Raw genomic sequence first — 23,674 nt, 5'->3', positions numbered from 1 at the left:
CACCGCCCCATCACAAGGAGAAAACCCATAGACATAAAATCCAATGCAGATCTGTCCGAGAAAACGGGGTAACCCCACATGGTGCTTAGGCACCAGCAAGACCGGAACGGGAGAGGAAGCTAACACGCGCGCTGCCACCGACCCGAGGACGGCCGACAGGAAAGCGCCCCGGCCGTGCGTGCCCATGACGATGACGTCGGCTCGGCACGCTAGCACCACGTCTACGATTCGTGGCGCTGGCTCACCAATGCAAGCATGTTCGGTCACCGCACAGTGAGCCGCCTTCAGTAATGGGCGAATTGCCTGGAATGCGTTATCTGCGGCCTCGTTTGCCCACTGATCGATCTGGGGCTTCGAGAAATATGCCTGCGCCCTGCCGCTGATATCGGGAAACGCGTGCACTAGGTGCACTTCCAGCGGGCGCTCAAAGAGACCGGGAGAAACCAGTCTTCTCGCGGCTCTAATGCTGTATGGCGAGCCGTCGCTCGGTAGCACGACAATGGTCATCCCGGCCTCCTATAGCAACGATTCAAGCTTACGTAAGCTCTTCCGCCTGTGATTGATTCACGTCAAAGCAGCACGCTCTCAAACCTGTAACCAGGCAGAACCCGGTGTACCACCCGCGCCGGAGTACGTCGCACACGTACCTGAATGTTACCCCCGGCATGGCCCGACTCCTTGCTGTCGATGGAGCGGTCTCCGATCGCTTCGTGCTAGGCACTATCAGCCGCCGTCCGACAATAGAAAAGCTGTCGACAATGTTGACGAGGGCTTCAAGAATGGGTGGGCAATCGCGGCGACGTCCGAAACAATGCTCGCAAACAACGCGAGGTTATCGAAGCCTACTTATTGGTGGTATCGCGTCGGTGCAACGTTCGAAGCACTCAGGACTCCTAAAGCGGTAAGTAGAGGATCAGCCGCAGATGGCGGCTCTTTCGTGCGCCGCAATTAGCCTGGTTCGGTGCTCATGGAGCCAGCAGGAAGAAAGTCATGAGTTCGCGCGACGTCCGGGCCCGGCACGTCAGCCAGTAGCGACAAGAAGATCGTTGAAGAGCGCCGGCCGGCGTGAGGCTAGGTCAATGTCGTCCCCGGCCAAACGGAACCTGGCCGTTGGCTGCCGGCAAGGCCGGCTCAAACCAGGCGCTGGCCGCCGTCGATGTGCAGCGTCTCGCCGTTCATGAAGTCGTTCTGGATCAGGAACATGACGGCGGCGGCAGCCTGTTGCATAGGAACGATCTTCTTCAGCGGCAGCCGTGCGCTGAGCTCCGTGACATAGCCGCCGCGGGCGTCGCCGAGCGTGCGGCCCAACAGCGGGGTGTCGGTGGTGCCGGGTGAAAGCGTGTTGAAGCAGCTCGGGATCCCGCTGTTCATCCGCACAACGAGGTCGTTGCGCCTGACCCACGAGGGCGAGGGGTCGCGCGAGCGCGCGATGCGCCTGTTGCACGAAGCGGAGGAAATGCAGCAGGCCGCGATTTCCACTAGAAACGGTCCTTCCGGGATAATCCGCGTGGCGGCGCCGTATCCGATCGGCGTGCATGTGCTGGCACCGGCGCTGGTGCTATTTCGCGCGCGGCATCCCGCCCTCGCGGTCGACCTGCGCATCCGCGACCAGATGGCCGACCTCGTTGCCGAGGGCATCGATATCGCCATCCGCGTGGGCGATCTCCCGAATTCCCGCCTGATCTCGCGCCATCTGGCGCCGCACCGGATCTGCGCGTTTGCCGCGCCCGCGTACCTGGCTCGGAAAGGCACGCCCACGCGCCCGGAGGAGCTGGATCGGCATGACTGCGTGAAATTCCGCTTCCAGAGTTCGGGCCAGGCGTTGCGCTGGCCGTTTTCCGTGGATGGGGAGCTGGTCGAGATTGCTCCGGATGCGGGCATCGTCGCGGATGTAAGCGACGTGGTGGCGTCGATCGTCATCGCCGGCGGCGGGATCGGCATCATGCCGACCTATCTGGCGGCGACGCATGTGATGCGAGGGGAGCTGGTCCCGGTCATGCCGCGGTTAGCGGTCCCTCGCGCGAACATTACCGCGCTATGGCCCGAGAGCCGGCGCGCAAGCCCCAACGTGCGGGCATTCCTCGACTTGCTGGATGAGGTATTTACCGCGCCGCCAAGATGGGATGCGCTGATCGACGGCTTCGGGGGGGACGAGGGAAACGGCTGATGGTAACCCCGCCGGGCCACTTGAGTCTGTACTAAAGGCAGATAGCAGCGCGCCGCGCTCTTCATCAGATGCGAGCCGCACCGCATTTGCCGGATCGGCCGAGGTCAGCCACGCCAGCGCGACACGACGCGCCGGCTCCTCGCCGGGGTGCGGCGTCGACGGGCCAGGCCGATTCCCGCTGCATGCTGCCCAGGGCCCGGTGATGGAAACGGATCGACGCAAGTGAGATGGCTGAGCACTGCAAGACTGGCCATGTTAAGGCGTGGCATAAGGTCGTACCGCCAGCATGTTTTCAAAAGTCGGCACGGGCGTGCGTTCTGTGCACCGCCTGGTCTCTTCGTTGAAGTTGGCCCGTGAAGCAGTGAACCTGTCCTGAGACAGCAACGTCGTGTCGAAGGTAGGGCAGGAGGCACGGTCTACGATCACAGTCATCCACCAACCTGCGCGGTCGTCCGGGTCCGGCCAGTGGACTAAACCGCTCGCGCGGTAGCCCTCCGGCCATTGCACAAAGTGACTGAACCGCCTGTGCTGTTCCCTATGTTGAGGATCGAGGCAATTTGCCTCGATCCTCGACAGGAGCACAGCCATGTCAATCCCGACGCCTACCATCAGCCCGCCGCGCCAGCGCATGATCGAGGACATGCGGATGCGCAAGCCCCATAGTTGAACTGCCTACGAACCGGCGCAGACAACGGTTCAAATCCAGAGCAGTCACTTAGAATCTGGCCGCCCTTCACGCCAGACTAATGTCGTCTGGCTAACGGCCGGACACAAGGAAAAGTGGCCGCGATCACCGAACTTCCGTATCGTCTTCTTGCCTCAAGATCACCGGCTATTTGAAATCACACCACTCATGTATTTATTTAAATCTCGAAAATCTTGAACAGTCCAAGAGTGCGGCGCCAGCCTCACACCATTCTCTTGCAAAGTTCTTGGAATCAAGTCTCCATTTGGACGAAGTATCACCGATGAAACAATAACACCAGGATAATCATTGAGTCGTCTTTTGAAAGCGGCGGTTGTCAGATCAGGTGTGGGAGGAATGCTTTTCTTGGCCAATGGCCCTGTCCCTTTGAGGTCTGCTCCATGGCATATGGCACATCTCTGCGTAAAGAGATTTTTCCCATTAAAATTTTGCGCACAGGATAGTGATGTTTGAGTTAGCACCACAACTCCTAGCGAAGCGATACATAATGCTCTTACTTTCATTTGGCCTTATTGTATAAATCAGATCATAATCGAGAGCAAATACCGGGGAGCACCACTGCAACACATGAGGGCCACGACACGCGACAGCTCGTCGGGCCGCCAAGCCGATCCCTGGGCAACCCGCCTCGCAGGCGGCGGCTCGGCGCACTCAGTCATGTTCCACCGAGAGTTAGGTGCGCTGTCCCACTACCTGCGCCCGGCCACGCGAGCTCCGCCCTCCCGGTTGCGGCACACCGCTAGTTAGCCTATGTCTTCTACTGTGGCCGCCGCGACGGCACACGGCTCGCCATGACGGTGACTTCGACTAGCCATCCCGGCGGCACCAGCCGCAAGACTTCGGCTCGCGTGCGCACCGGCACGTTGGGCTGCTTGTCTGTTCCGAAGTATTGCTTATAGGCGCTCGAGAAGCCGGTGAAGTCTGGCTCGCCCGTGGCCGGGTCTGCCACAATCAACGCCTGCATGGAGACGATGTCGCCCATGCGATAGCCGCGATCCTGGAGGATGCGCTCGATCTGGCCAAGCACGCTGCGAGTCTGGGTTGCGGTGTCGCCATAGGAGGCCGCGGTATCGGGCGGCGCCGAGGCATTCGCCACCGTGGGCCCCACGCCGCTGAGCACAAGCAGCTGCGCATTGGCGGGAATCTCGATCACCTCCGCGAACTCACGCGCCCACGGTTCGGTCATGTGCGCCGGGTTGCGATGCCTGACGATCTGCTCGGCGGCGTTGGCATTGGCGATGCAGAGCGCCGGCACAACGAGGGTGGCAAGGGCCGCGATAGAACTACATGATAGCAAGCGTGCTGTGCGCATGGGCAGGGCCTGGGAAGTAAAGGATGAAGGTCCGGACAACGCGGCGTTGCCTTGCCGGACCGTACAAAACGAAGAACGCATATGCGAAGAACGTGCTCGCGTTCGTCTCGACTAAATCAAGTGGTCGCCCCTTGGGCGGACAAATGACTCCCGCTGCCTGGTCCACGGAGGGAGTTCGGTGTGCATTTCATCTCGAACAGAAGGCGGCGTTCGTCCCACTCACTCTTTAGACTACTCATAACTTCATCATCTCATCAGCCGCATTGAGAATCCGGTTGGAGGACTGCTGAGCACCGCGAACAATGCTGTCCACGTTGTAGGCTAGCAAGCGACCGCTTCTCTTTATTATTCGGCCATCGACTAACACCGTGTCGACGTTGCTGGCGCTGCCGCTCTGCACAATCGCCGTTTCGATATTGCCTATTGGCCAGATGTTCAGATCCTTGGCCCGCACCAGAATGATGTCTGCGCGCTTGCCTTCAGTGATCGATCCAGTGATGTCGCCGATCCCCATCGCGATGGCTCCATTGATCGTCGCCATCTCGATCACCTCTTGCACGCTGACCGCCCTTGCCCGCTCGCTGGGGGTGCCAACCCAGGGCACCCCGAGGTTCCAGGTGAAACGCATCATTTCGAACATGTCCGGTGGGGCAATGGACGTCGCGTCGCTCGACAATGAGATAGTCAGCCCCGCGGCACGCATCGCGAACAGCGCAGCCCGGGCATCGCCCGTGCTGCTGAGCCGGAGCTCGGAATGTGTCGCAAAGGAGAGCGGTGTCTTCGTGCGCGCCATCGCCATCAAGTCCTCGGTCGTCGCCGGGACGTAATGCGCGATCATAAAATCGGGGCCGAGGTAACCGCGCCTCTCGTAGTCGACAGCATCGACATTGTTGGGCGACTCCTGCGGTGCGTGGATCGCTACGGGAAGCCCACTCTTCTTGACGAACTTCATTTCCTCGTGAAAGACAGCATCGGTGCTCTGTTGCGGACCACGCAGATTCAGTCCCAGGTGCACCAAACCTTCGAATGGGGAGTTTGCACCGAACCATTTGCGCTGGACGCGCGCAAGGTCGCCGAACCCATTCACCTCGTCTACCGGGAGCTTGTCAATGTGGCCGTACGAGTAACGGGCCCTCAGCAGAGAGTGCTGGTGCGCGCGAAGTTCGGCATCCGCATGGGCCGCGGAGCGGGTGTTATGCGACCAGTTGTGCACGGTAGTGGTCCCGCCGTTCGCTAGTTCGGCGCACGCAAGGAGCACGCTGTTGTAGAAGTCCTCCGGCGTGTACAAGGCGGATGTGGCGCTCTTGGCCGGGTAGTAGGAGAAGCCGCCGTTCCGCGCGGTGAAGCTGCGTCCGATCGCGCTCCACATATGGTAGTGAGAGTTGACGAAGCCGGGCATGACGATCATGTCCGCGGCATCGATCGTCTGCGCGCCGGCCGTGCTCAGACCCCGACCGATCTTCTCGATCACGCCGTTTCGAATCAAGATGTCGGCGCGTGGCATGACGCCATTCTTCCGGTCGACCGTGATGACCATGCCGTTCTTGATCAGGTAGGTGCCTCGACGGGCTCCGTACGCCGCGGATGGCATGCCGCCTCCCGCCGAAGCCGATGCCGAAGCGACAAGCGAGGGGATCCCGGTTGCCGCGACCATAATTGCGCCGGCGACCTTGGCGAATTCTCTTCTGGTTGTTCTCATGTTCCTTTCCGATGCGATTTGGATTGCAGGAAGACGGTTGTGGTCAACTCGTCTCGAGAAAGAATGCTGCGGTCATTGCCAGCCCTGTCAGGACGACGAAGCCACGCACCAGGGCCGGTTTAAGTCGCCGAGCCATGACGCCGCCGAAATACCCGCCGGCTGTGGCGCCGATCGCCATCCATAGTGCATGCGTCCAGGCGATGGCGCCGCTGGCCGCATAAATGACGACAGCTATCAGCGTCAGGATCACGGAGACGAAGTTCTTGATGCCGTTCATCCGGCTCATGTCGGTGTGCCCGAGCGCAGCGAGAACCGCCAGCAGCAAGATGCCGAGACCGCCGTTGAAATAGCCACCGTAGATCGCGACCGCAGCGATGCAGATGTCCGTGATCCATTCACTGGGGGACTGCGATGCGACGGCTCCTTTGCGCAGAAGCCTTGGCCCACAGGCAAAGAGAAGGGTCGCCGCCAACAGCAACCATGGCACAATGCGCCCGAAGTCGCTGTTCGAGGTCGACAGCAGCAACGTGGCGCCTGCCGCACCGCCCAGTACCGACAGCACGCTTAGCCGAAGAAGCGAGGGTGCCATCGGCCCCGACAGATCCTTGCGCTGTGCCCAGGCACCCGCCATATAGCCAGGCAGGAGCGCGGCGGTCCCGGTGGCGTTGGCAGATACCAGCGGCACGCCGACCATCGCCAAGGCCGGCAGTGTCAGGAAACTACCGCCGCCTGCCACCGCATTCAGCGTCCCGGCGAAAGTCGCAGCGCCACCGAGCAGCACCCATTCGGCCGGCGTCATGGCTTACGCACAGGCAAGGACATCCGGTCGGTCCGCAGTAGCACGGTGAGTACTATTCCGAAGACCGATAGCAAGGTGATCTGCGCAAAGCCGGCGGTGCTCCAGCCAAAGCGCGCCGCGATGCCGCCGATGATGTAGCCCGCGAAAGCGCCCGCGCCGTAGAGCGTCGTGACAAAGACACCGGTGGCCCGATTCGTGAGCGAAGAGCGCACGGACTTGATATGGTAGCCGGCCAGGTTCACGTACAGCACGCCACTTACCACCAGCCCCCACACGAATGACAGCACCGATTGGACCAACATGCCCGTCGGCCCCGAGAACAGAAGGAAGCCGAGCAGCCCGGTCCCCGCAAAGCTCAGCGACAACACAAGCTTGGGGTGGAAGCGGTCGCCAAGCCAGCCGCCAAAGATGGAGGCGAACACGCCGCACCCGAAGATACTCATGACGCGACCAGTGTCCGACGGCGTGTAGTGCAGATGCTCGCGCAGGAACGTGGGGTACATGCCGAGGTAGCCATAGATGCACAACCCGCCAATGATGCTCATCACAGTCAAGAGAGCCGTGTTGCGGTTCCACATCGTGGTTGCACCGCGCGTGTCGATGTGCGTGGCGATCGCGCTGGCCTTTTCGGTCATGCGCTTGCTCACGGTAGCCGCGATCAGCGCCATTGCGACAAATCCGGTCAGGCCGAACACCACCAGCGGCAAGCGCCAGTTTCGCTCAATGCCGATCAGGTGCCCACCGAGCAGCGGTCCCACGATGGCTCCGACACCGAAGGAGAAGTTGATGGCCCCAACGGCCGTCGCGCGGAAGCGAGCGAAATAGCTCGCCGCGATGGCGATCACCACAGTCAGCTGCATCGCTTCGCCGATGCCAGTAGCGGCGCGGTAGAGGATCATGTCGGCAAAGCCGCTCGAGTAGGCAGTCAACAGCGTGCCAAGCGAGAAGATCGCGATGCCAATCTGGAGCACGGCCTTGCGCGACCACCGCGCCAGCAGGTAGCCTGTCGGCACCCCCGCTAGTGCCATGCCGAGCGTAAAGATGGTCGAAAGCAGGCCGGTGTCGGCGAGGCCGAACCCAAACTCCCTTCGCACATCTGCGGCGATCAGCGGAAAGATCTGCCGGTCCATCGCGTTGAGCGCATAGGAGGCAAGCAGCACAAGAAACATGCCGATCTCCAATGCCGTGACGGGCGCATCGCTGCGCACGTCTCCGGTCAGCGGGCCGGCCGAAGTCGAGGAATTCACGTGTTGTCTCCTTCTCGTCAAGCGAGAGATTTGTTCGAGTTTCTGGCGATGTACGGATCCGGCTATGAGGCCGCGCGCGCTGCCTTATACCAATCGAGGATCTGTTCTCCCGTCAGGAAGGCAACGTCGTCGTGTGCCCGAATGTGCGCCAGCGCCTCCCGGAAATAGCGCAGGCGGTGTGGCGCGCCCATGATGTACGGATGCACGACCAGCGCCATCACGCGGGCTGAGTCCTTCGCATCGGCGTAGAGTTGCTCGAACTGGTCGATAGCGCGGTCGCGATACTCGCTGGCCTTGTGATGCTGGATCAGCATCATCGCTACATCGTTGCACTCCTGTGTGTAGGGCACGTTCACGATACAGCCGCCATCTCGCGTCCTCAGTTCCACGGGCTGATCGTCGAGCACCCAGTCGCACACGTACTCGTAGCCTTGCTCCGCGAGGATGTCGGGTGTATTCCAGGTCTCGGTGAGCCCCGGTCCGAGCCAGCCGCGGGGGCGCTTCCCGGTGTAGGCGCGAATGGCCTCGGTGGTCTTTGCGATGTCGACCGCTTCGTCGGGCACCTTCTGCATGTTGCGCTGCCCAAAGCCATGGCCGATGAACTCCCAGTTACGCGCCTTCGCCGCCTTGGCGATAGGCTCGTAGGCATCGATGGCGGCGCCGTTGATGGCGAGCGTTGCATTGATCCCAAGCTCGTCAATGACGTCCAGCATGCGCCAAAAGCCGACGCGGTTGCCGTACTCGTGCCAGGCCCAGTTCGGGATGTCTGGCATCGGCGAACCGCCCGCCGGAGGCGTGAGAACCGTGCGCGGCATGGTCTCGTTGATATCCCATTCCTCAACATTGACGATGACCCAAACGGCCAGGCGCTTGCCAGCCGGCAGCGTCAGGGCGGGACGCTCGGAAATGGCCGAAAATGAGATGCGTTCGAGTGGTTTCATGGCGTGTTTCCTTTGACCCGGGACTCAGACGATCTCGACCTGCAAGGGGTCGAGTCCTTCAATACGGCCGATCAACCTGTCACCGCGCTGCACCGGACCAACGCCTTCTGGCGTGCCGGTAAAGATCAGGTCGCCAGGAAGCAGGCGATACTGCCTGGACAGCTCGCTGACGATTTCATGGACGTTCCAGATCATCTTCTCCAGGACCGAGTGCTGTCGTACGTCACCGTTTACCGCCAGGCTCAGTGCGCCCGAACGGAGATGGCCGACCTTCGCCACGGGATGGATGGGACCGCATGGCGCCGAATGGTCGAATGACTTGCCCAGCTCCCACGGCAGGCCGCGCTTGTTGCATTCGCGTTGGCGGTCCCGCCGCGTCATGTCAAGCCCTGCGGCATAGCCAAAGACATGATCCAGTGCAGTGTCCGGCGGCACGTCCGTCGCTTCACTGCCGATGGCAACGACGAGTTCAAACTCGAACTGAAAGTCATCAGTAAACGTCGGATAGGGGACGCGGCCATCGGTCACAATGGCATCGGCCGGCTTCTGGAAGAAGAATGGGGGGTCGCGTTCGTCACCCTCCCCCATTTCCCGGATATGGGCAAGGTAGTTGCGCCCCACGCAATAGACGCGCCGCACCGGGAAGCGTTGATCGCTGCCAACGATATCAATGAAGGCGGGGGTAACGCTCAGGACCTTGGTCGATTGCACGACGCTGTCTGCACTGGCTCTAGGCATAAGGATTGTCTCTGTGTAAGATTATTGAACGGAGTGGCTAGAGTTTAGAGACGCGGTCGTTCGGCCTCAACGCACAGGCTTGCGAAAAGATGCGCAATCCTTACGATCCTTTGCCCCCCACGTTTCCATGCACCGAGCGAAGCCCTCGAACGACCCGCTGCTGCCCCTCCACCACGACGGCGAGAAGGGTGCTGTCATCCGGAACTACACCATGGCGGCCCGGGCGCAGAGCGCCTACTTTGGCATCCACGATCAGAGCAACTGTCTGCCGAACCCGGTGCCGCACCGTCACGAGTACTTCCAGATTTACGTCAACACACTAGGCGAAACCACTCACTACATTGGGGGCCAGCAGCGGCCCATTCGCCCCGGCACCGTAAGCTTCGTCCTGCCGTTTCTGGTTCACTACATTCCGAACGTAGCGGACGGCAAGTTCCACGTAATCAACATCAGCAAAGAGTATCTGCTACCGTCGCTTAACCTTGATGTCTTCGAGTTGTCGGAAGTGCCGCTCGCGCGCGCGCCAGAGCTTGGTCCCTTCCGCTTTCAGCATTGTCTGGATTTTCAGTTCGATGAACTGGACACCGAGTACCTTCAGGAGCTATGCGAGCGCATGGCGCAAGAATCCCAGCAATCGCCCAGTGACGATACGGCCAGCAACTTGCTGATCCGCAGCCACTTGCTAAACCTGATTGGCATGGTGTGGCGACGCCACGGTGACAAGATTCGTCTTTGCGAGAGCAACGGGATGTTGCTGCAGTCGTACAAGCAGTCCGTGCTGCGCTGCATTCGGTATATCACCCAAAACCTTTCGCGGGAACTGACCTTGGGCGACGCTGCGCAGGCCAGTCATGTATCAGCAACACACCTGGCCCACCTGCTGAAAAGTGAAACCGGAAAGACCTTTCTGGAGATCGTGACTGAAAGGCGGATCGAGCGGGCAAAGACTTTGCTGGCTTTCACATCCGCCTCGGCCGCAGAAATCGGGCAAAGCACGGGATTCGGTGAACCAAATAACTTTGCCAGGCGGTTTCGGCAGATCGTGGGTTCGACACCTTTGGCATATCGACGCCAATTCCAGGACGTGGGCGCGCGAACTTGGGTTGAGTAAGACCACCTGTCAAAAGACATAGCAAAGTGGTGAGCTGAGGGCTAGCCGATGAGACTGGCATTGTTGTGGCTTTCCACTAGTCTTTATTTTAAGCTTCTTATTCGTGATATTTCCCTTGTATGTGTACTGCGTTCCGACTGGCCTCAGTATTCCTTGTGCTGCAGAAGCGTATCGGTGATGTCATACCACGACGCCTTGCTGCCGACAAAAACATGGCGCTCGGCCTTCACGCCGGGATCGCTATCAAGCGTACCGAGCGGGAATCCGATTACATCGGGATTGCTGTCAAATCGCGTCAATATGCTTGAGCCACATTCGCTGCAAAATCCCTTGTGCTCGCCAGGCGAGGACTCGTAAAACTTGACGGTGTTCTGCCCGGATACCCATTCCCAATCCCTAATCGCCACCTTGGCTCTCGTGCGGAAGGCCGAGGCATGAAGCTTTCGGCACATCGAACAATGACAATTCAGGACGTCGGTTAGCGGGCCGTGGATTCGGTATTTGACGTGTCCGCAGAGACAACTGCCGTGCTGGGTCATGGGCTTCTCCAGGAAGTGTTGCGATGAATGCTAAATTGGAGAAGATCGTAGGGTGTGCGGAAATTTTGATAAAGTAGCCGCCCATGAATGGATTCTTCATGATTTACGAATAATCGACGATGGATCAACTGTTCAGCATGCAGGTGTTCTGCCAGATCGTGGACTCGGGGAGCATGGCGCAGGCAGCCCGGGTCCTCGGACTCGCGCCTGCGACGGTGACCGGCGCACTAGCCCGAATAGAAAAACGGCTTGGCGCGCGCCTGCTCGACCGGACGACGCGTCGCATCGCCGTGACCGAGGCAGGCAGGCTCTGGTACAAACACGCGAAGCGCATCATTGAACAGTCGCATGAAGCGGAAGATGCGGTCCGGCGCCTTGCGTCGGAACCAAGGGGTGAGTTACGCGTCACATTACCGCTGGGCGTGGCGCTGACCTTTGTGTACCCGCATCTGGATGAGTTCACGGCACGCTTCCCGAGAATCAGCCTCGATCTCCAGGTTAGCGACCGGATTGTCGACCTTGTGGCCAACGGCTTCGATCTCGCCCTGCGGGCGGGGCGACCCGGGGATTCCGCTTTCTCGGCTCGATGCCTCAGCACGTACCGCCGCGTAACATGCGCCAGTCCCGGCTATCTGGCATCTCATGGCGCCCCCCGGCATCCGGCCGAACTGGCACGACATCAGTGCCTGATTTACCGCCATGAACCGCATTCCTCATCTTGGCAGTACCAGGTGGACGGCACAACTATGGCAATTCCGGTAGATGGGGCATTTTCGAGTAACGAATCGCATGCGCTGATTGCATGGGCCAAAGCAGGCAAGGGAATCACCCGGCAGCCCGACTGGCTTGTCGAGCAGGACTTGCTCAGCGGCGGCTTGATTCGGCTGCTGGAAGAGTACGACGAGATTGGTGCATCTGAGCAGCCGGGAATATATGCGGTGTTTCCGAAACCTCGCAATCACCCGAGGAAGGTCGAGGCTTTCGTGAAGTTTTTTTCTCAAAAGATCGCCTCAGCATCCCACCAGTAGCGTCACAAACGGGGCGAGGGTCGTGCGCCATAATCGAGTGTCCTGCTGGGATCGCAGGCGCCCATCGTTTCCTTGACCGGACGGATGGCTCGGATGACAACTATCTCAGTCCAGCCGCGTTTGTCGACTTCCTGCGCTGCATGGCATCGACCGGCTTCCGTTGCCCGCGCCAGCGCGTCGACGGCCATCTGAGGTGAGGGCCGCGTCGACAGGCGCAGAGGCAGGTCAGTGCTAAATTGATAACGCTAAACCGACACCAGGTGATGGCAGCATACGCAAAGCTTGTTTCCATCAGCATCTCGGAAGTATGCGCCGTAGTAGTGAGGGTGATACTGGGCTCTTAGGCCAGGAGCGCCTTCGCAATTTGCTCCGTTTGCGAGCGCGCGGGCGTATGCCTGGTCAACGGTCTGCCGATCACGCGCAAGCAATGCCACCATTTGACCATTCCCACCTCGCGCAGCATTGCCGTCATATGGCTTGCCAATAAGGAACAGCGGCCGCGGTGCGTCCGTTGCCATCCACCCTGCCCATGGCGTGTCGCGCTCGCAGAATTTGAGGTTGTGTCCTAGTTCACGCATCAACGCCGAATAAAACTCAAAAGCACGATCGAAGTCGTTAACGCCAAGAAAAATGTGCGAAATCACTTTGCGTCTCACAGGAGGGTGGTGGCGACGAACATTATCACGGTTGTGAGCATGGGATCGCTCCTAGCCTCCCCACGAAGCGTCAGCCTCGCCGGTCCGGTTTCGTCGAGTCGGCCGTCAACCAAGTGGTGAGCAGGCGCTTCGTCAAACGACAGCAGATGGCTTGGCGGCCTCGGCGCGCGCACAACCTGCCACAAATCCGGATGGCCGTGCTCAATGACCAGTTGCGATCGCACGTTGAGCGACGGTATCCATCTATTGCCGCAGAAGAACAACATCGCCTTGCCGCTTGATTAGCCCCAACGCCCGGCTCGCGACTGACAGAGGTCATCTAAGATTTCTATCGGCTCTCCTTGCCCCACATCTGCAATCTCAAGGGTGCCAGGTCGACGGCCTTTCAATTTGCATCGCAGGCCGTTGGCTTCCTGCCATGGCATACGAAAGCTTGTTCGCCGCGTCGACGACTGTCTGTGCCAGCTCCAGCAAACGCTCTTCGCTTAGCCGGGCGGTCGGTCCCGAAATGCACATGGAGCCTAGCAGCCGCCAGTGCAATCCGAAAACCGGTGCCGACACGCTCGAGACTTCGGCCTCGCGCTCGCCGAGCGACAGATGAAATCCACGGCGGCGGATCATTTCATAAAGCTCGCCCGGCTCACCTGAGAACGCCAGGATGACGCGGCCTGGCGAACCGCTGTCCAGCGGCAGGGCCGCCCCGATCCTGACGTGATGCCGGATGGCCTGCGGTCCTTCGACCCGGACGAGGCAGGTTCGCTGTTGTCCCTCCCGGACGTAGAACGAAGCGCTTTCGCCGGTCTTGATCGTCAGCTCCCGCAGCACCGGCTCCACCACTTCCTGAACGTTGAAGGTGGCCTGGTAGCACGCGCCCAGCCACCCGGCTGCGCGGCCGAGCCGCCAGTTGCCGTCTTCCTTCTGCACCAGATAGTTGTCCGCCGCCAGCGTGCGCGCCAGCCGCAGCACGGTGGTCTTGTGGATGCCGGTCCGCCGGCTCAGTTCGGCAAGTGAGAGCTGGGGGTCGTTCACCCCGAACGCCTCGAGTACGCGCAGGGCGCGGGTGACCGCTATGACGCCCCCAGCGCCATCGTCGCCTTTTGAGGCGCCCCTTGGATCACTATTCGCATTCATAGAATGAAACGCGGTGCACGGTATGAAACCGCATTGTATGCCGTGAAACGGTCGACCACAATCCGAAGCACAACGAAACCGAGATTCGGAGACAGTAATGAAGGCAATTTCCCGTCGCTGCATATTCATGCTCGCCGCAGGTCTGGTTCTGGCGTCCGCCACTACCCAGGCCGCGCCGCAATACCCCACCAAGCCCATCCGCGTCATCGTGCCTTTTCCCGCCGGCGGGGGCACGGACATCATTGCGCGCGAGGTGACCAATACGGTGGCCAAGTCGACCGGCTGGGTCTTTGTGGTGGAGAACAAGCCAGGGTCCGGTGGCAACCTCGGGGTGGACGCGGCAGCCAAGGCGCCGGCCGATGGCTACACCATCGTCATGGGGCAGACCAGCAACCTTGCAATCAATCCCTCGCTGTATGAACGGTTGCCGTATGACCCATTGAAGGATCTGGCGCCCATCAGTCTGGTCGCCTCCGCGCCGCTCGTCCTGGTGACGCATGTCAACTCGCCCTACAAGACGATGAAGGACGCGATTCAGGCTGCCAAGGCAAAGCCCGGAGCGATCAATTTCGCATCGCCGGGCAACGGCACGGTGGCGCACCTTGGCGGCGAGCTGCTTCAAGGTACCGCGAAGGTGAAGTTCACCCATGTGCCGTACAAGGGCGCAGCCCAGGCGGTCAACGACCTGATGGGCGGCCAGGTCGATCTCTACATGGCATCCGTGCCAACGTTGCTCGGGCATATCAAGAACAACAGGCTGCGGCCGCTCGCGGTGACGTCGCCGAAGCGTTTGCCAGACCTGCCCCAGGTGCCGACAGTCGCCGAGCTGGGCTATCCCGGCTTTGATACCGCGACCTGGTTCGGCTTCGTCGCGCCTGCCGCGACACCGAAGGACATCGTGGTACGCCTCAATACCGAGTTCAACAAGGCGCTCAAATCCCCGGAGCTCGCCAAGAAGCTGAATGAACAAGGTGCATCGGTGCTGGCCGGCACGCCTGAGGCGTTCAGCGCGCTGATCAAGCAGGACATCGGACGCTGGGCATCGGTCATCAAGACCTCTGGCACGAAGCTGGATTGACGCCCTTATCTACCTATCCATTTCATATTGCTGGAGTCCATCATGACCTTGCCCAACATCATCAAATCGTTTGAGCGCGTGCCCGCCGAGATCGTGGCGCGCGCTGCCAGGTTCCAACCGGCGATCCTCTCCGATGTCGGCGGACGCCGCGGCGCGTTGCATGGCCGGATCAGGGCCTTGCGCCCGACCATGAAAGTCGCCGGGCCCGCCTTCACTGTCGAGGTACGCCCCGGTGACAATCTGATGATCCACGCAGCACTGGCGCTGGCGCAGCCGGGCGATGTTCTGGTCGTCGACGGCAAAGGGGACCAGACCTCTGCGCTGATGGGAACGATCATGATGCATGCCGCTCGCCAGCGCGGCCTTGCTGGTGTCGTCATCGACGGCGCGGTCCGCGACAGCCTCGAGCTGGACGAAATGCAGTTCCCGGTCTTTTCGGTGGGCACGAACCCTAACGGCCCCACCAAGGAAGTTGGCGGGCGTATTGGACACCCCATTTCTGTTGGTGGCGTCACGGTGAACCCTGGCGACTACATCTGCGGCGATGCCGATGGCCTGGTCGTGGTGGAGCGCGAGAAGATCGAAGCCTTGCTCGATGCGGCGGCAAAGAAGGAAGAGGCGGAAGCCAAGCGCATCGCCCAGATCAGGGAAGGCAATACCACCGCGCCCTGGCTGCTGGCATCGCTGGTGACGGCGGGCGTCCTGAAGCAGGGAGAAGCACTGTGACGAAAAAGCAAGTCATTATCGTCACGGGTGCCGACCTCGCGCCGGAAGCCCTCGCGCTGCTGGGTGACTATGAGATCGTATTCGCGGGGAAAACGCCCCAGACCGCCGATATTGCAGCCCTGGCAAAGGAGCACAACCCGGTCGGCATTATCGTGCGCTACGGCAGCTTGACCGCTGAAGTCATGGACGCAGCACCAGCCTTGAAAGTGATTTCGAAACACGGCACCGGAACTGACACCATCGATAAATCCGCTGCGCAGGCGCGCGGCATCAAGGTGGCCGCCGCAGCCGGGGCCAATGCCGCCGCCGTGGCAGAACATGCGTGGGCGCTGATCCTTGCGTGCGCCAAAGCGGTTCCACATCTCAACGATCGCATGCGCCAGGGTCATTGGGACAAGGCAACTTATAGGGCCGTCGAGCTGAACGGTTGCACGCTCGGTATTGTGGGGCTCGGAGAGATCGGCCGCCGCGCCGCCGTGATTGGTGTGGCGATGGGCATGCATGTCACCGCTTTCGATCCTTATGCGACGACAGTCCCGGAAGGCGTAACGCTTGTCGACCTGCCTCGGTTGTTCAGGGAATCGGACGTGGTGTCGCTGCACTGCCCATTGACGGAAGAGAACCGTGGCATGTTGAACCGTGAAACACTGGCGACGTTCAAGGACGGCGCGATCCTGGTCAATACGGCGCGAGGCGGGCTCATCGACGAGCCTGCACTGGCCGAAGCGCTGCAGAGCGGCAAACTGTATGCCGCTGGCCTGGACAGCTTTGCCGTGGAACCGATGCCCGTGCCGCATCCGTTCCGCGACATTCCCAGCCTCATCCTGTCGCCGCACATCGGCGGCGTCAGCAACGCGGCGTACGTGAACATGGGGGTTGGGGCGGCGAAGAACGTCCTGGCGGTGCTGCAAGGCGTGGCGACGCCGGCCTGAACGACGCACGGCTGCATCATCAACTAGAACAGAAGTGTCGCGGGAGGAGCCGACGGACAGTCAGGCCTCCCCCCAGCACAAGGAGACAAAGGTGTTTTATCGAACCATTGGCTGCCTGGTGGCAGCAACGACGCTGCTTGTCAGCCTGTCCGCTGTGGCGGCGTACCCGGACAAACCGGTCCGCATCATCGTGCCGAATCCTCCCGGCGGCGCCGTCGACGTCGTGACGCGCAAGGTTGCGCAGAAGCTCTCCGTGCAGACAGGGCAGAGCTTCGTCGTGGAGAACAAACCGGGCGCGTCCGGCACGATCGGCACGTCCCTGGTCGTGAACGCACCCGCCGATGGCTACACGCTTCTGGCGAACGACAACTCCTATACCACCCTCCCCTATGTCTTCAAGAAACTGAACTGGGACCATCAGACAGCTCTGATCCCTATCGCGCCGTTCGCATTTTCGCCGGTGGTGCTTGGCGTCAAGGCCGATTCGCGCTTCAAGGACCTGGCCTCCCTCGTCAGCTATGCCAAGGCGCATCCCGGAGAAGTGACGTTTGGCACCGGCGGCCCCGGTAGTTCGCCGCATTTTTCTGCCGAGGCGTTCCAACAGGCCGCAGGTATCAAGCTGATGCATGTGCCGTACAAGGGGGCTGGCGAGGCCATGGTCGGGCTGCTGTCCGGTAGCGTGGATCTGCTGGTCGTGTCGACCCCGACCGCGCTGGCGCCGGTCAAGGGTAATCAGATGCGTCTGCTGGGCATCAGTGGCAAGACCAGGGTGGATGTGTTCCCGGGCGTCCCTACGTTCGCTGAAGCTGGTGTACCCAACTTCAGCCTGTTCAACTGGTCAGGCCTTGCCGCGCCAAAGGGCACGCCGAACGATGTCATTACGCGCCTGCAAACGGAAATCCAGAAGGCGCTCCAGGCGCCCGACATGAAGGCATTCCTTGCGCAGATGGGGTCGCAGCCGGGCAACCTGGACAGCCCCGCATTCGCGCAGCTGATCCAGCGCGAAACCGCGCAATGGGCAACGGTTGCGCAAAAGGCGCATATTGAGAAGCAATAACCAGGAGCGGCGATGTTCCTACTTCAGCAACCGGCCGTACGCGATGCACAGGTGCTCACCCGGCTTCCGGAGTCGTTCCGTCGGCACGACCCTGACAACGCGTGGGCACACGCCAATCGCGGCGGGGCGACGATCGACTCATTCCTGGAGGGGCCGGTCTGGGCCGATGGCCAACTCTGGGTAACGGACATCCCCTACGGCCGCATTTTCCGTGTTTCGATGCAGGGCGACTGGGAGCTTGTTGCCGAGTATGACGGTGAACCGAATGGTATGAAGCGCCTGGCCAGCGGTGACTTCCTGATCACTGATTATCGCAACGGCCTGGTGCGTCTGGATGCAAAGTCGGGAACCGTCACCCCGTTTCTCGAGCGCAGGAATTCCGAACGCTTCCGGGGCGTCAACGACCTGACCTTCGATTCGCAGGGCAACCTCTACTTCACCGACCAGGGCCAGACCGGCTTGCACGATCCGACGGGCCGCGTCTATCGGCTGACGCCCGACGGCAAGCTGGACGTCCTGCTGGACAACGCACCGAGCCCGAACGGTGTCGTCCTGTCGCCTGACGAGAAGGTGCTGTTCGTCGCGATGACCCGCGGCAACAGCGTATGGCGCGTGCCGTTGCAGGCCGACGGTTCGGTCAGCAAGGTCGGGCAGTTCTTTACCTCTTACGGCCCGAGCGGCCCCGACGGTCTGGCAATGAGATCGGATGGCCATCTGCTGGTGGCCAATCCCGGACTTGGCTATGTCTGGGTGCTCAATCATCGCGCCGAGCCTGTGGAGGTGATTCGTAGCCCGGATGGCACATCGCTGACCAATCTGTGCTTTGGCGGCACCGAGGGCGCCACGCTACTCATGACCGAGTCGACCACCGGGACGATCCTGTGCGCCGACATGTCGGTGGGCGGTGCACCGGTGCATGGAGGGCGGCTGGCGTGAACGGAGTACCGGGCGTTCTCGCCATGCCGGACGCATGCCACCGTCAGAGCGCCGCGGCCGAGCAGCAAGAACGCGGCCTCACCCACGCCGCGTGCCGCGGGACTATCGCGCCTCGGTCGATTCGCGCTCGAACTCGCGGATCACCGGGTTGCCAAGGATGACATCCCTTCCCGCTTCGATCAGGCGATCGACGTCCTTCTCGGGCAGTCGAAGCCTGGTCGGCAGATCGTTCAGGCTTGCAGCTCGCTCCTTGTCGAGGGCCTCAAACGAGATCCGCGTGACGAAGAATTCGACTTCATTGCACCGCCAGCCTGGGCGGCGTGCAGCGATCTCCTGCTGCCGGGAATGCGGCAGCGCACACCGATACGCCACGAGATCATCGCGCCACCGTTGCATCATGGGAACGAAGGCGTCATAGGTCATTCGAACGCTGGTCGCCATTCCCGCGTCGATGGCTGCGCTTGCGACTTCGATTCCGGATGGGCCACCCGGGCTTTGGTTCCAATCGCCGCGCGGGCCCTGACCGGCGTCAACAACGATGAAGAGTAGCCGCCGCACATTGATCGCGTCGTTCTCGCTCATGGGACCGTAAGCCGTGCCCAGCAGCAGGCGCGATTGCAAAATTGTGGCCAGGCCGTAGTTGTCGGTCACCCCGCCGTCTACCAGCTTGATGTACTTTCCCTTCGAAGTGTCCCGGTGACCGCGAACGGCGGTTGCCAACGCGCCAAGCAGCAGCGATTGCCCGGGCCTCTGGGCGTGGTCAAGGTTCGGCAGCGGTGTACTGCAAGCCTCGGGATATTTTTGAAGGACGATCGGTGCGAAGAAGAGCGGGACCGCCATGGATGCGGCGACGGCCTCGGAAACGGGAAAGCTCGCGAGATCACTGCATAGCGCATCGAATGCCAGCTGGCTGAACGGGAACGCGACCCGGTAGTAGACGTTCGTGGCGTTGATCCAGACGAGCGGCTTGCCGCGGCGGAACATGTCGGCGAACGTCGCGCCCTTGAACACGTCTTCGTCGAGCCATGTCTGGAGATCTTCCCGATTGTTGAGGCCTCCCGCGAAGAGGCGCGCAAGGTTGACCGGATTCAGGAGACTGAAGCGAAGTCCCGCCTCTCCGTCCTTCAAGAGCACTGATCGAAAGGTCGCCAGGCTGGCCTTGCCGTGCAGACCGTAGTACGCCGCGGTGATGGAGCCTCCGGACACGCTGCTGATAAATGAGACGTCGTCGAGCAGGGACGCGCCCCCGGGACCTCTCATGGCGTCGAGCCCCTGCAGCGCGCCGAAGGCGAAAGCTGCGGCTCGCGTGCCACCGCCAGAGAACGACATGGCGACGGTTGTCGGGCCAACGACGTCGGTGGGTTCGCGCATGGTCGCGGATGCGCTGCCAGCCGCTGCCTGAGGCAGATTGCGCGGAGCATTGTGAGAAAGCGACCCACAGGCACTGAGTCCCGCAAGCAGAAGCAGCATCAGAGCGTGGCAGGCCCTGCCGCGGGCGTGCCGCTCTCTCCCTGCCTCCCCAACTCGCCAAGGCAGGCTGCTCTTGCGGCAAAGAGTCTGGTCATGTCGAAACTTCCACATTGGACTAGGTCAGAAAGGTGCTCGGCGTGGTGGCGGCCCGCGGGAAGGGAAGGTCGAGTTTCGTTGGCGCCAGGATCCGGTGTGTCCGGCTCCCTCGGAATCTTACGGCATCGCCATGGGGCCGCGCGACCCGCAGATGGCGCCTGAGTAGCGTCGGGAGAAAGTCGGAGGGCGGACGAAGATCAATCAGGTACTGAATGCTAACTCGACCGGGCTTGCCTGGTTCGCCTGGTGCCGCGCCGCTGGCGGTCATTTTCGATCTCCTCCATGTCGGAGCCCGCCACGCTCGCGGGCTTCAGGAACCAAACGCCCACCGGAGCCAGGGTCGTACATGTCCCGATTTAATCAAATTTTTTGAATAATACTTACAACTCTGGCTGACTGCCTCCGCACTTTCCTCCGCTATAGTTCGTCACATGGACGGCACGACAACGCAACACAGCGAACAAAGCGCCGCCCAACGAGAACTCAAAATCATTGAATAAATTTCATCGGAGAGAGCAGCATGTCGAACGCCAAGCTGGAAGTCCTGACCCCGCGCAACAGCCAACTGATCATCATCGACCACCAGCCCCAGATGGCTTTTGGTGTGCAGTCGATGGACCGCCAGACCATGAAGAACAACGTCGTGGGCCTGGCCAAGGCAGCGAAGATCTTCGATGTGCCGACCACCATCACCACGGTCGAGAGCGATTCATTCTCCGGCTATACCTACCCCGAACTGCTCGACGTCTTCCCCGGCAAGCAAACGCTCGAACGCACCTCGATGAACTCCTGGGACGACCAGAAGGTGCGCGACGCGCTGGCCGCCAATGGCCGCAAGAAAATCGTCGTGGCCGGCCTGTGGACCGAGGTCTGCAACACTACCTTCGCGTTGTGCGCAATGCTTGAGGGCGACTACGAGATCTATATGGTGGCCGACGCTTCGGGCGGCACGACCAAGGAAGCTCATGACTACGCCATGCAGCGCATGGTCCAGGCAGGCGTGGTGCCCGTGACCTGGCAACAGGTCATGCTGGAATGGCAACGCGACTGGAAGAACCGCGAGACGTACGACGACGTGATGGCCGTGGTCAAGGAGCACTCGGGCGCCTATGGCATGGGGGTCGACTATGCCTATACGATGGTCCACAAAGCCGCGCAACGCACGGCAACCACGCACGAATCGCTGGCTCCCGTGCACGCACCGGTCATCGAGCGCTGATGCATGTCCGCCACCAGCCATCCCTCGGAGCACACAAGATGATTCCAGGTCGAAGCGTGGCCAACGGCGCCTTCCTGCTGGGATGCTGGCTGGCCATCAGCACGTCCAGCGTAGCGGCGGCAGCGATCGTCGCCAACGCGCTGATCGCATGATCGCACCCTCCGCGGGAGAAACCTTCCCCCGCGGGCATGCCCCCGCTACAGGATGGATCTCAGCCATGAGCGCAAACGTCAACGCATCAGACTACAGCCCTGCTCATCCGGTCGGCTATCATGCGAATCCTCTCTGAAGTAGCTCCCTATGATTTCCGTCCGTAATGTCACGCTGCGCCGCGGCGTCAATGTCGTACTCGACCGCGCGTCCGTCACCTTCAACCCCGGCGAAAAGATTGGTCTTGTCGGCCGCAATGGCGCCGGCAAGTCATCCTTCTTCGGCCTTCTCAACGGGACGCTACACGAAGACAGCGGTGAGTTCTCGATTCCCGCTGCATGGAAGATGGGCCAGGTCGCGCAGGAGATGCCGGAGACCGGGCAGAGCGCGACCGACTTCGTAGTCGAGGGTGATACCGTGCTGTTGGCCGCGCAGGCCGAAGTAGCCGCCGCCGAGGTCAGCGACGACGGCATGCGCATGGCGCACGCCTACATGGCCCTGCACGACGCCGGTGCACACGATGCCCCCGCACGTGCCCAAGCGCTGATCCTCGGCCTTGGCTTCAGTGCTGCGCAACTTAGTCAGCCGGTCAACAGTTTCTCCGGCGGCTGGCGCATGCGACTGCAACTGGCGCGCGCGCTCATGTGCCCGTCCGACCTGCTGCTGCTCGACGAGCCGACCAATCACCTCGACCTCGACGCGCTGGTCTGGCTGGAAGCCTGGCTCAAGCGCTATCAGGGAACCCTGGTAGTGATCAGCCACGACCGCGAATTCCTCGATGCGGTGACGCAGGTGACGGTGCACGTCGACAACGCCAAGCTCGTGCGTTATGGCGGCAACTACAGCAAATTCGAAGACATGCGCGCTGAGCAACTCGTATTGCAGCAGGCCGCGCTGGCCAGGCAGGCGGACAAGATCGCCCACCTGCAGAAATTCATCGACCGTTTCAAGGCCAAGGCCTCGAAGGCGAAGCAGGCGCAGAGCCGGGTCAAGGCGCTCGAACGCATGGAGAAGATCGCACCGGTACTTGCCGACGCAGAGTTCAACTTCGAGTTCAAGGAGCCGCTCAACGTCCCGAACCCGCTGTTGTCGATGCTGGACGCGAGCTTTGGCTACCCGGCGCCGACCGGCGCACTGCCGGGCACGCCGCCCACGATCATCGTGCGGGGCATCAACCGTTCCGTGCTGGCCGGGCAGCGCATCGGCATTCTCGGTGCCAACGGCCAAGGAAAGTCCACGCTGGTGAAGACGGTGGCGCACGCGCTGGCACCGATTGCCGGCGAAATCAGCGAAGGCAAAGGCCTGAATATCGGCTACTTCGCACAGCAGGAACTCGACGTGCTGCGCCCGCTCGACACGCCGATGGAACACATGATCCGCCTTGCCAAGGACACGCCGGCGCACATGCGCGCTCCCGGCCAGAGTGGCACCGAACAATCCCTTCGCACCTTCCTCGGCACCTTCAACTTCAGTGGCGACATGGTCCATCAGGCGGTTAGCACGATGAGCGGCGGCGAGAAGGCGCGGCTCGTGTTGTGCATGATCGTGTGGCAGCGTCCCAATCTGCTGCTGCTCGACGAGCCTACCAACCACCTCGACCTGGCCACCCGCGAAGCGCTAGGCATGGCGCTCAACGAATTCGAAGGCACAGTGATGCTGGTCAGTCACGACCGGGCCCTGCTGCGCGCCGTATGCGATGAGTTCTGGTTGGTCACCAAGGGCGGCGTCGAGCCCTTCGACGGCGATCTGGATGATTACCAGCAGTTCCTGCGCGACGAAGCCCGTCGCCTGCGCGAGCAGCCTGCCGCAGTGTAGAAGGTCATCGCCTGAAATGGGTGGGACCCAGGCGTGAGCTTTACAGGATTCAGCGCGAAGGTCGCCATTGAGCGCCTCGTGATTGATATGGCGAGTTCCGAAATCCCGTCGCAGTGGTTCT

The 23,674-nt window shown here is 61.3% G+C and carries 23 protein-coding genes and 1 pseudogene; 11 read left to right on the top strand and 13 right to left on the bottom strand.

The window, feature by feature from the left end; genetic code table 11:
• On the bottom strand, positions 1 to 507 hold a 507-nt coding region (locus AC3WQZ_RS18055), incomplete at its 3' end, for a universal stress protein (protein ID WP_492300985.1).
• Positions 508 to 1,131: 624 nt separating this feature from the next.
• Positions 1,132 to 1,308: an SDR family oxidoreductase gene (locus AC3WQZ_RS18050; RefSeq protein ID WP_246840264.1), complete on the bottom strand. Its 177-nt coding sequence runs from the start codon at positions 1,306 to 1,308 to the stop codon at positions 1,132 to 1,134.
• A gap of 31 nt (positions 1,309 to 1,339) precedes the next feature.
• On the opposite strand from AC3WQZ_RS18050, the gene AC3WQZ_RS18045 reads away from it, so the two are divergent.
• Positions 1,340 to 2,167, top strand: a complete 828-nt coding sequence (locus tag AC3WQZ_RS18045; RefSeq protein WP_439669659.1) for a LysR family transcriptional regulator — start codon at positions 1,340 to 1,342, stop codon at positions 2,165 to 2,167.
• An 825-nt stretch (positions 2,168 to 2,992) separates the two neighbouring features.
• Here the strand turns inward: AC3WQZ_RS18045 and AC3WQZ_RS18040 are convergent.
• The 7 genes from AC3WQZ_RS18040 to AC3WQZ_RS18010 all read right to left on the bottom strand — a co-directional run bounded on the left by AC3WQZ_RS18040 (position 2,993) and on the right by AC3WQZ_RS18010 (position 9,582).
• On the bottom strand, positions 2,993 to 3,376 hold the full coding sequence (locus tag AC3WQZ_RS18040) for a c-type cytochrome (protein ID WP_010812567.1): 384 nt from the start codon (positions 3,374 to 3,376) through the stop codon (positions 2,993 to 2,995).
• A gap of 254 nt (positions 3,377 to 3,630) precedes the next feature.
• The gene (locus tag AC3WQZ_RS18035) at positions 3,631 to 4,185 is read right to left on the bottom strand and encodes a RidA family protein (protein WP_011616590.1); all 555 of its coding nucleotides are present in this window, start codon (positions 4,183 to 4,185) and stop codon (positions 3,631 to 3,633) included.
• 235 nt (positions 4,186 to 4,420) lie between these two features.
• On the bottom strand, positions 4,421 to 5,884 hold the full coding sequence (locus AC3WQZ_RS18030) for an amidohydrolase family protein (RefSeq protein ID WP_439669658.1): 1,464 nt from the start codon (positions 5,882 to 5,884) through the stop codon (positions 4,421 to 4,423).
• A gap of 43 nt (positions 5,885 to 5,927) precedes the next feature.
• Positions 5,928 to 6,683 (bottom strand): sulfite exporter TauE/SafE family protein, encoded by a 756-nt coding sequence (locus tag AC3WQZ_RS18025; RefSeq protein WP_010812570.1) that lies wholly within the window; start codon positions 6,681 to 6,683, stop codon positions 5,928 to 5,930.
• On the bottom strand, positions 6,680 to 7,930 hold the full coding sequence (locus AC3WQZ_RS18020) for an MFS transporter (RefSeq protein ID WP_010812571.1): 1,251 nt from the start codon (positions 7,928 to 7,930) through the stop codon (positions 6,680 to 6,682). Before AC3WQZ_RS18020 ends, AC3WQZ_RS18025 begins: the two co-directional genes overlap by 4 nt.
• A 62-nt stretch (positions 7,931 to 7,992) precedes the next feature.
• Positions 7,993 to 8,871: a polysaccharide deacetylase family protein gene (locus AC3WQZ_RS18015; RefSeq protein WP_010812572.1), complete on the bottom strand. Its 879-nt coding sequence runs from the start codon at positions 8,869 to 8,871 to the stop codon at positions 7,993 to 7,995.
• Positions 8,872 to 8,895: 24 nt separating this feature from the next.
• Positions 8,896 to 9,582: a fumarylacetoacetate hydrolase family protein gene (locus tag AC3WQZ_RS18010; protein ID WP_439669657.1), complete on the bottom strand. Its 687-nt coding sequence runs from the start codon at positions 9,580 to 9,582 to the stop codon at positions 8,896 to 8,898.
• A 154-nt stretch (positions 9,583 to 9,736) separates the two neighbouring features.
• Between AC3WQZ_RS18010 and AC3WQZ_RS18005 the strand changes: the two genes are divergently transcribed.
• Positions 9,737 to 10,720: a helix-turn-helix transcriptional regulator gene (locus AC3WQZ_RS18005; protein ID WP_051398552.1), complete on the top strand. Its 984-nt coding sequence runs from the start codon at positions 9,737 to 9,739 to the stop codon at positions 10,718 to 10,720.
• 143 nt (positions 10,721 to 10,863) lie between these two features.
• Here AC3WQZ_RS18005 and AC3WQZ_RS18000 read toward each other — a convergent pair whose 3' ends face one another.
• The gene (locus AC3WQZ_RS18000) at positions 10,864 to 11,259 is read right to left on the bottom strand and encodes a GFA family protein (protein WP_011616585.1); all 396 of its coding nucleotides are present in this window, start codon (positions 11,257 to 11,259) and stop codon (positions 10,864 to 10,866) included.
• 119 nt (positions 11,260 to 11,378) lie between these two features.
• Here AC3WQZ_RS18000 and AC3WQZ_RS17995 point away from each other — a divergent pair, with 119 nt between their 5' ends.
• A complete protein-coding gene (locus tag AC3WQZ_RS17995; protein ID WP_454751333.1) occupies positions 11,379 to 12,287 on the top strand; it encodes a LysR family transcriptional regulator in 909 nt (302 codons plus the stop codon).
• 245 nt (positions 12,288 to 12,532) lie between these two features.
• Here the strand turns inward: AC3WQZ_RS17995 and AC3WQZ_RS17990 are convergent, their stop codons facing one another.
• On the bottom strand, positions 12,533 to 12,931 hold the full coding sequence (locus tag AC3WQZ_RS17990) for a VOC family protein (protein ID WP_492300982.1): 399 nt from the start codon (positions 12,929 to 12,931) through the stop codon (positions 12,533 to 12,535).
• Positions 12,932 to 12,954: 23 nt separating this feature from the next.
• On the opposite strand from AC3WQZ_RS17990, the pseudogene AC3WQZ_RS17985 reads away from it, so the two are divergent.
• Positions 12,955 to 13,224 (top strand): annotated as a pseudogene (locus AC3WQZ_RS17985) (hypothetical protein); the annotation flags it as partial.
• 79 nt (positions 13,225 to 13,303) lie between these two features.
• Here the strand turns inward: AC3WQZ_RS17985 and AC3WQZ_RS17980 are convergent.
• Entirely contained in the window at positions 13,304 to 14,074 is a 771-nt protein-coding gene (locus AC3WQZ_RS17980) for an IclR family transcriptional regulator (protein ID WP_011616511.1), read from the bottom strand.
• Between the two features lie 97 nt (positions 14,075 to 14,171).
• Here AC3WQZ_RS17980 and AC3WQZ_RS17975 point away from each other — a divergent pair, with 97 nt between their 5' ends.
• The 5 genes from AC3WQZ_RS17975 (at position 14,172) to AC3WQZ_RS17955 (ending at position 18,803) form a co-directional block, all read left to right on the top strand.
• Positions 14,172 to 15,152 (top strand): Bug family tripartite tricarboxylate transporter substrate binding protein, encoded by a 981-nt coding sequence (locus tag AC3WQZ_RS17975; RefSeq protein WP_010812579.1) that lies wholly within the window; start codon positions 14,172 to 14,174, stop codon positions 15,150 to 15,152.
• Positions 15,153 to 15,194: 42 nt separating this feature from the next.
• On the top strand, positions 15,195 to 15,878 hold the full coding sequence (locus AC3WQZ_RS17970; protein WP_010812580.1) for an RraA family protein: 684 nt from the start codon (positions 15,195 to 15,197) through the stop codon (positions 15,876 to 15,878).
• Positions 15,875 to 16,810: an NAD(P)-dependent oxidoreductase gene (locus AC3WQZ_RS17965; protein WP_011616508.1), complete on the top strand. Its 936-nt coding sequence runs from the start codon at positions 15,875 to 15,877 to the stop codon at positions 16,808 to 16,810. The genes AC3WQZ_RS17970 and AC3WQZ_RS17965 overlap by 4 nt, the downstream gene beginning before the upstream one ends.
• Positions 16,811 to 16,901: 91 nt before the next feature.
• Positions 16,902 to 17,867 (top strand): Bug family tripartite tricarboxylate transporter substrate binding protein, encoded by a 966-nt coding sequence (locus AC3WQZ_RS17960; RefSeq protein ID WP_010812582.1) that lies wholly within the window; start codon positions 16,902 to 16,904, stop codon positions 17,865 to 17,867.
• A 12-nt stretch (positions 17,868 to 17,879) separates the two neighbouring features.
• A complete protein-coding gene (locus AC3WQZ_RS17955) occupies positions 17,880 to 18,803 on the top strand; it encodes an SMP-30/gluconolactonase/LRE family protein (RefSeq protein ID WP_011616506.1) in 924 nt (307 codons plus the stop codon).
• A 102-nt stretch (positions 18,804 to 18,905) separates the two neighbouring features.
• Here AC3WQZ_RS17955 and AC3WQZ_RS17950 read toward each other — a convergent pair whose 3' ends face one another.
• On the bottom strand, positions 18,906 to 20,174 hold the full coding sequence (locus tag AC3WQZ_RS17950; protein WP_010812584.1) for a patatin-like phospholipase family protein: 1,269 nt from the start codon (positions 20,172 to 20,174) through the stop codon (positions 18,906 to 18,908).
• 715 nt (positions 20,175 to 20,889) lie between these two features.
• Here AC3WQZ_RS17950 and AC3WQZ_RS17945 point away from each other — a divergent pair.
• Together AC3WQZ_RS17945 and AC3WQZ_RS17940 are read left to right on the top strand one after the other, a co-directional pair.
• Entirely contained in the window at positions 20,890 to 21,588 is a 699-nt protein-coding gene (locus AC3WQZ_RS17945; protein ID WP_010812585.1) for a hydrolase, read from the top strand.
• Between the two features lie 300 nt (positions 21,589 to 21,888).
• Complete coding sequence (locus tag AC3WQZ_RS17940; protein ID WP_010812586.1) at positions 21,889 to 23,553, top strand: ABC-F family ATP-binding cassette domain-containing protein; 1,665 nt, start codon at positions 21,889 to 21,891, stop codon at positions 23,551 to 23,553.
• Positions 23,554 to 23,674 lie beyond the last annotated feature (121 nt).

The organism is Cupriavidus sp. FW305-26, from assembly GCF_058787975.1.
The sequence above is the reverse complement of the archived record's forward strand: the minus strand, read 5'-3'. Positions and strand labels throughout refer to the sequence as shown.

Bases quoted from the DNA above. Each gene is read 5' to 3' on its own strand.
- AC3WQZ_RS17975 (WP_010812579.1), top strand. From the start codon at position 14,172: ATGAAGGCAATTTCCCGTCGCTGCATATTCATGCTCGCCGCAGGTCTG.
- AC3WQZ_RS18005 (WP_051398552.1), top strand. From the start codon at position 9,737: ATGCACCGAGCGAAGCCCTCGAACGACCCGCTGCTGCCCCTCCACCAC.
- AC3WQZ_RS17980 (WP_011616511.1), bottom strand. From the start codon at position 14,074: ATGAATGCGAATAGTGATCCAAGGGGCGCCTCAAAAGGCGACGATGGC.
- AC3WQZ_RS18030 (WP_439669658.1), bottom strand. From the start codon at position 5,884: ATGAGAACAACCAGAAGAGAATTCGCCAAGGTCGCCGGCGCAATTATG.
- AC3WQZ_RS17955 (WP_011616506.1), top strand. From the start codon at position 17,880: ATGTTCCTACTTCAGCAACCGGCCGTACGCGATGCACAGGTGCTCACC.
- AC3WQZ_RS17950 (WP_010812584.1), bottom strand. From the start codon at position 20,174: ATGCGCGAACCCACCGACGTCGTTGGCCCGACAACCGTCGCCATGTCG.
- AC3WQZ_RS18040 (WP_010812567.1), bottom strand. From the start codon at position 3,376: ATGAAAGTAAGAGCATTATGTATCGCTTCGCTAGGAGTTGTGGTGCTA.
- AC3WQZ_RS18025 (WP_010812570.1), bottom strand. From the start codon at position 6,683: ATGACGCCGGCCGAATGGGTGCTGCTCGGTGGCGCTGCGACTTTCGCC.
- AC3WQZ_RS17970 (WP_010812580.1), top strand. From the start codon at position 15,195: ATGACCTTGCCCAACATCATCAAATCGTTTGAGCGCGTGCCCGCCGAG.
- AC3WQZ_RS17940 (WP_010812586.1), top strand. From the start codon at position 21,889: ATGATTTCCGTCCGTAATGTCACGCTGCGCCGCGGCGTCAATGTCGTA.
- AC3WQZ_RS17945 (WP_010812585.1), top strand. From the start codon at position 20,890: ATGTCGAACGCCAAGCTGGAAGTCCTGACCCCGCGCAACAGCCAACTG.
- AC3WQZ_RS17995 (WP_454751333.1), top strand. From the start codon at position 11,379: ATGGATCAACTGTTCAGCATGCAGGTGTTCTGCCAGATCGTGGACTCG.
- AC3WQZ_RS18035 (WP_011616590.1), bottom strand. From the start codon at position 4,185: ATGCGCACAGCACGCTTGCTATCATGTAGTTCTATCGCGGCCCTTGCC.
- AC3WQZ_RS18015 (WP_010812572.1), bottom strand. From the start codon at position 8,871: ATGAAACCACTCGAACGCATCTCATTTTCGGCCATTTCCGAGCGTCCC.
- AC3WQZ_RS18000 (WP_011616585.1), bottom strand. From the start codon at position 11,259: ATGACCCAGCACGGCAGTTGTCTCTGCGGACACGTCAAATACCGAATC.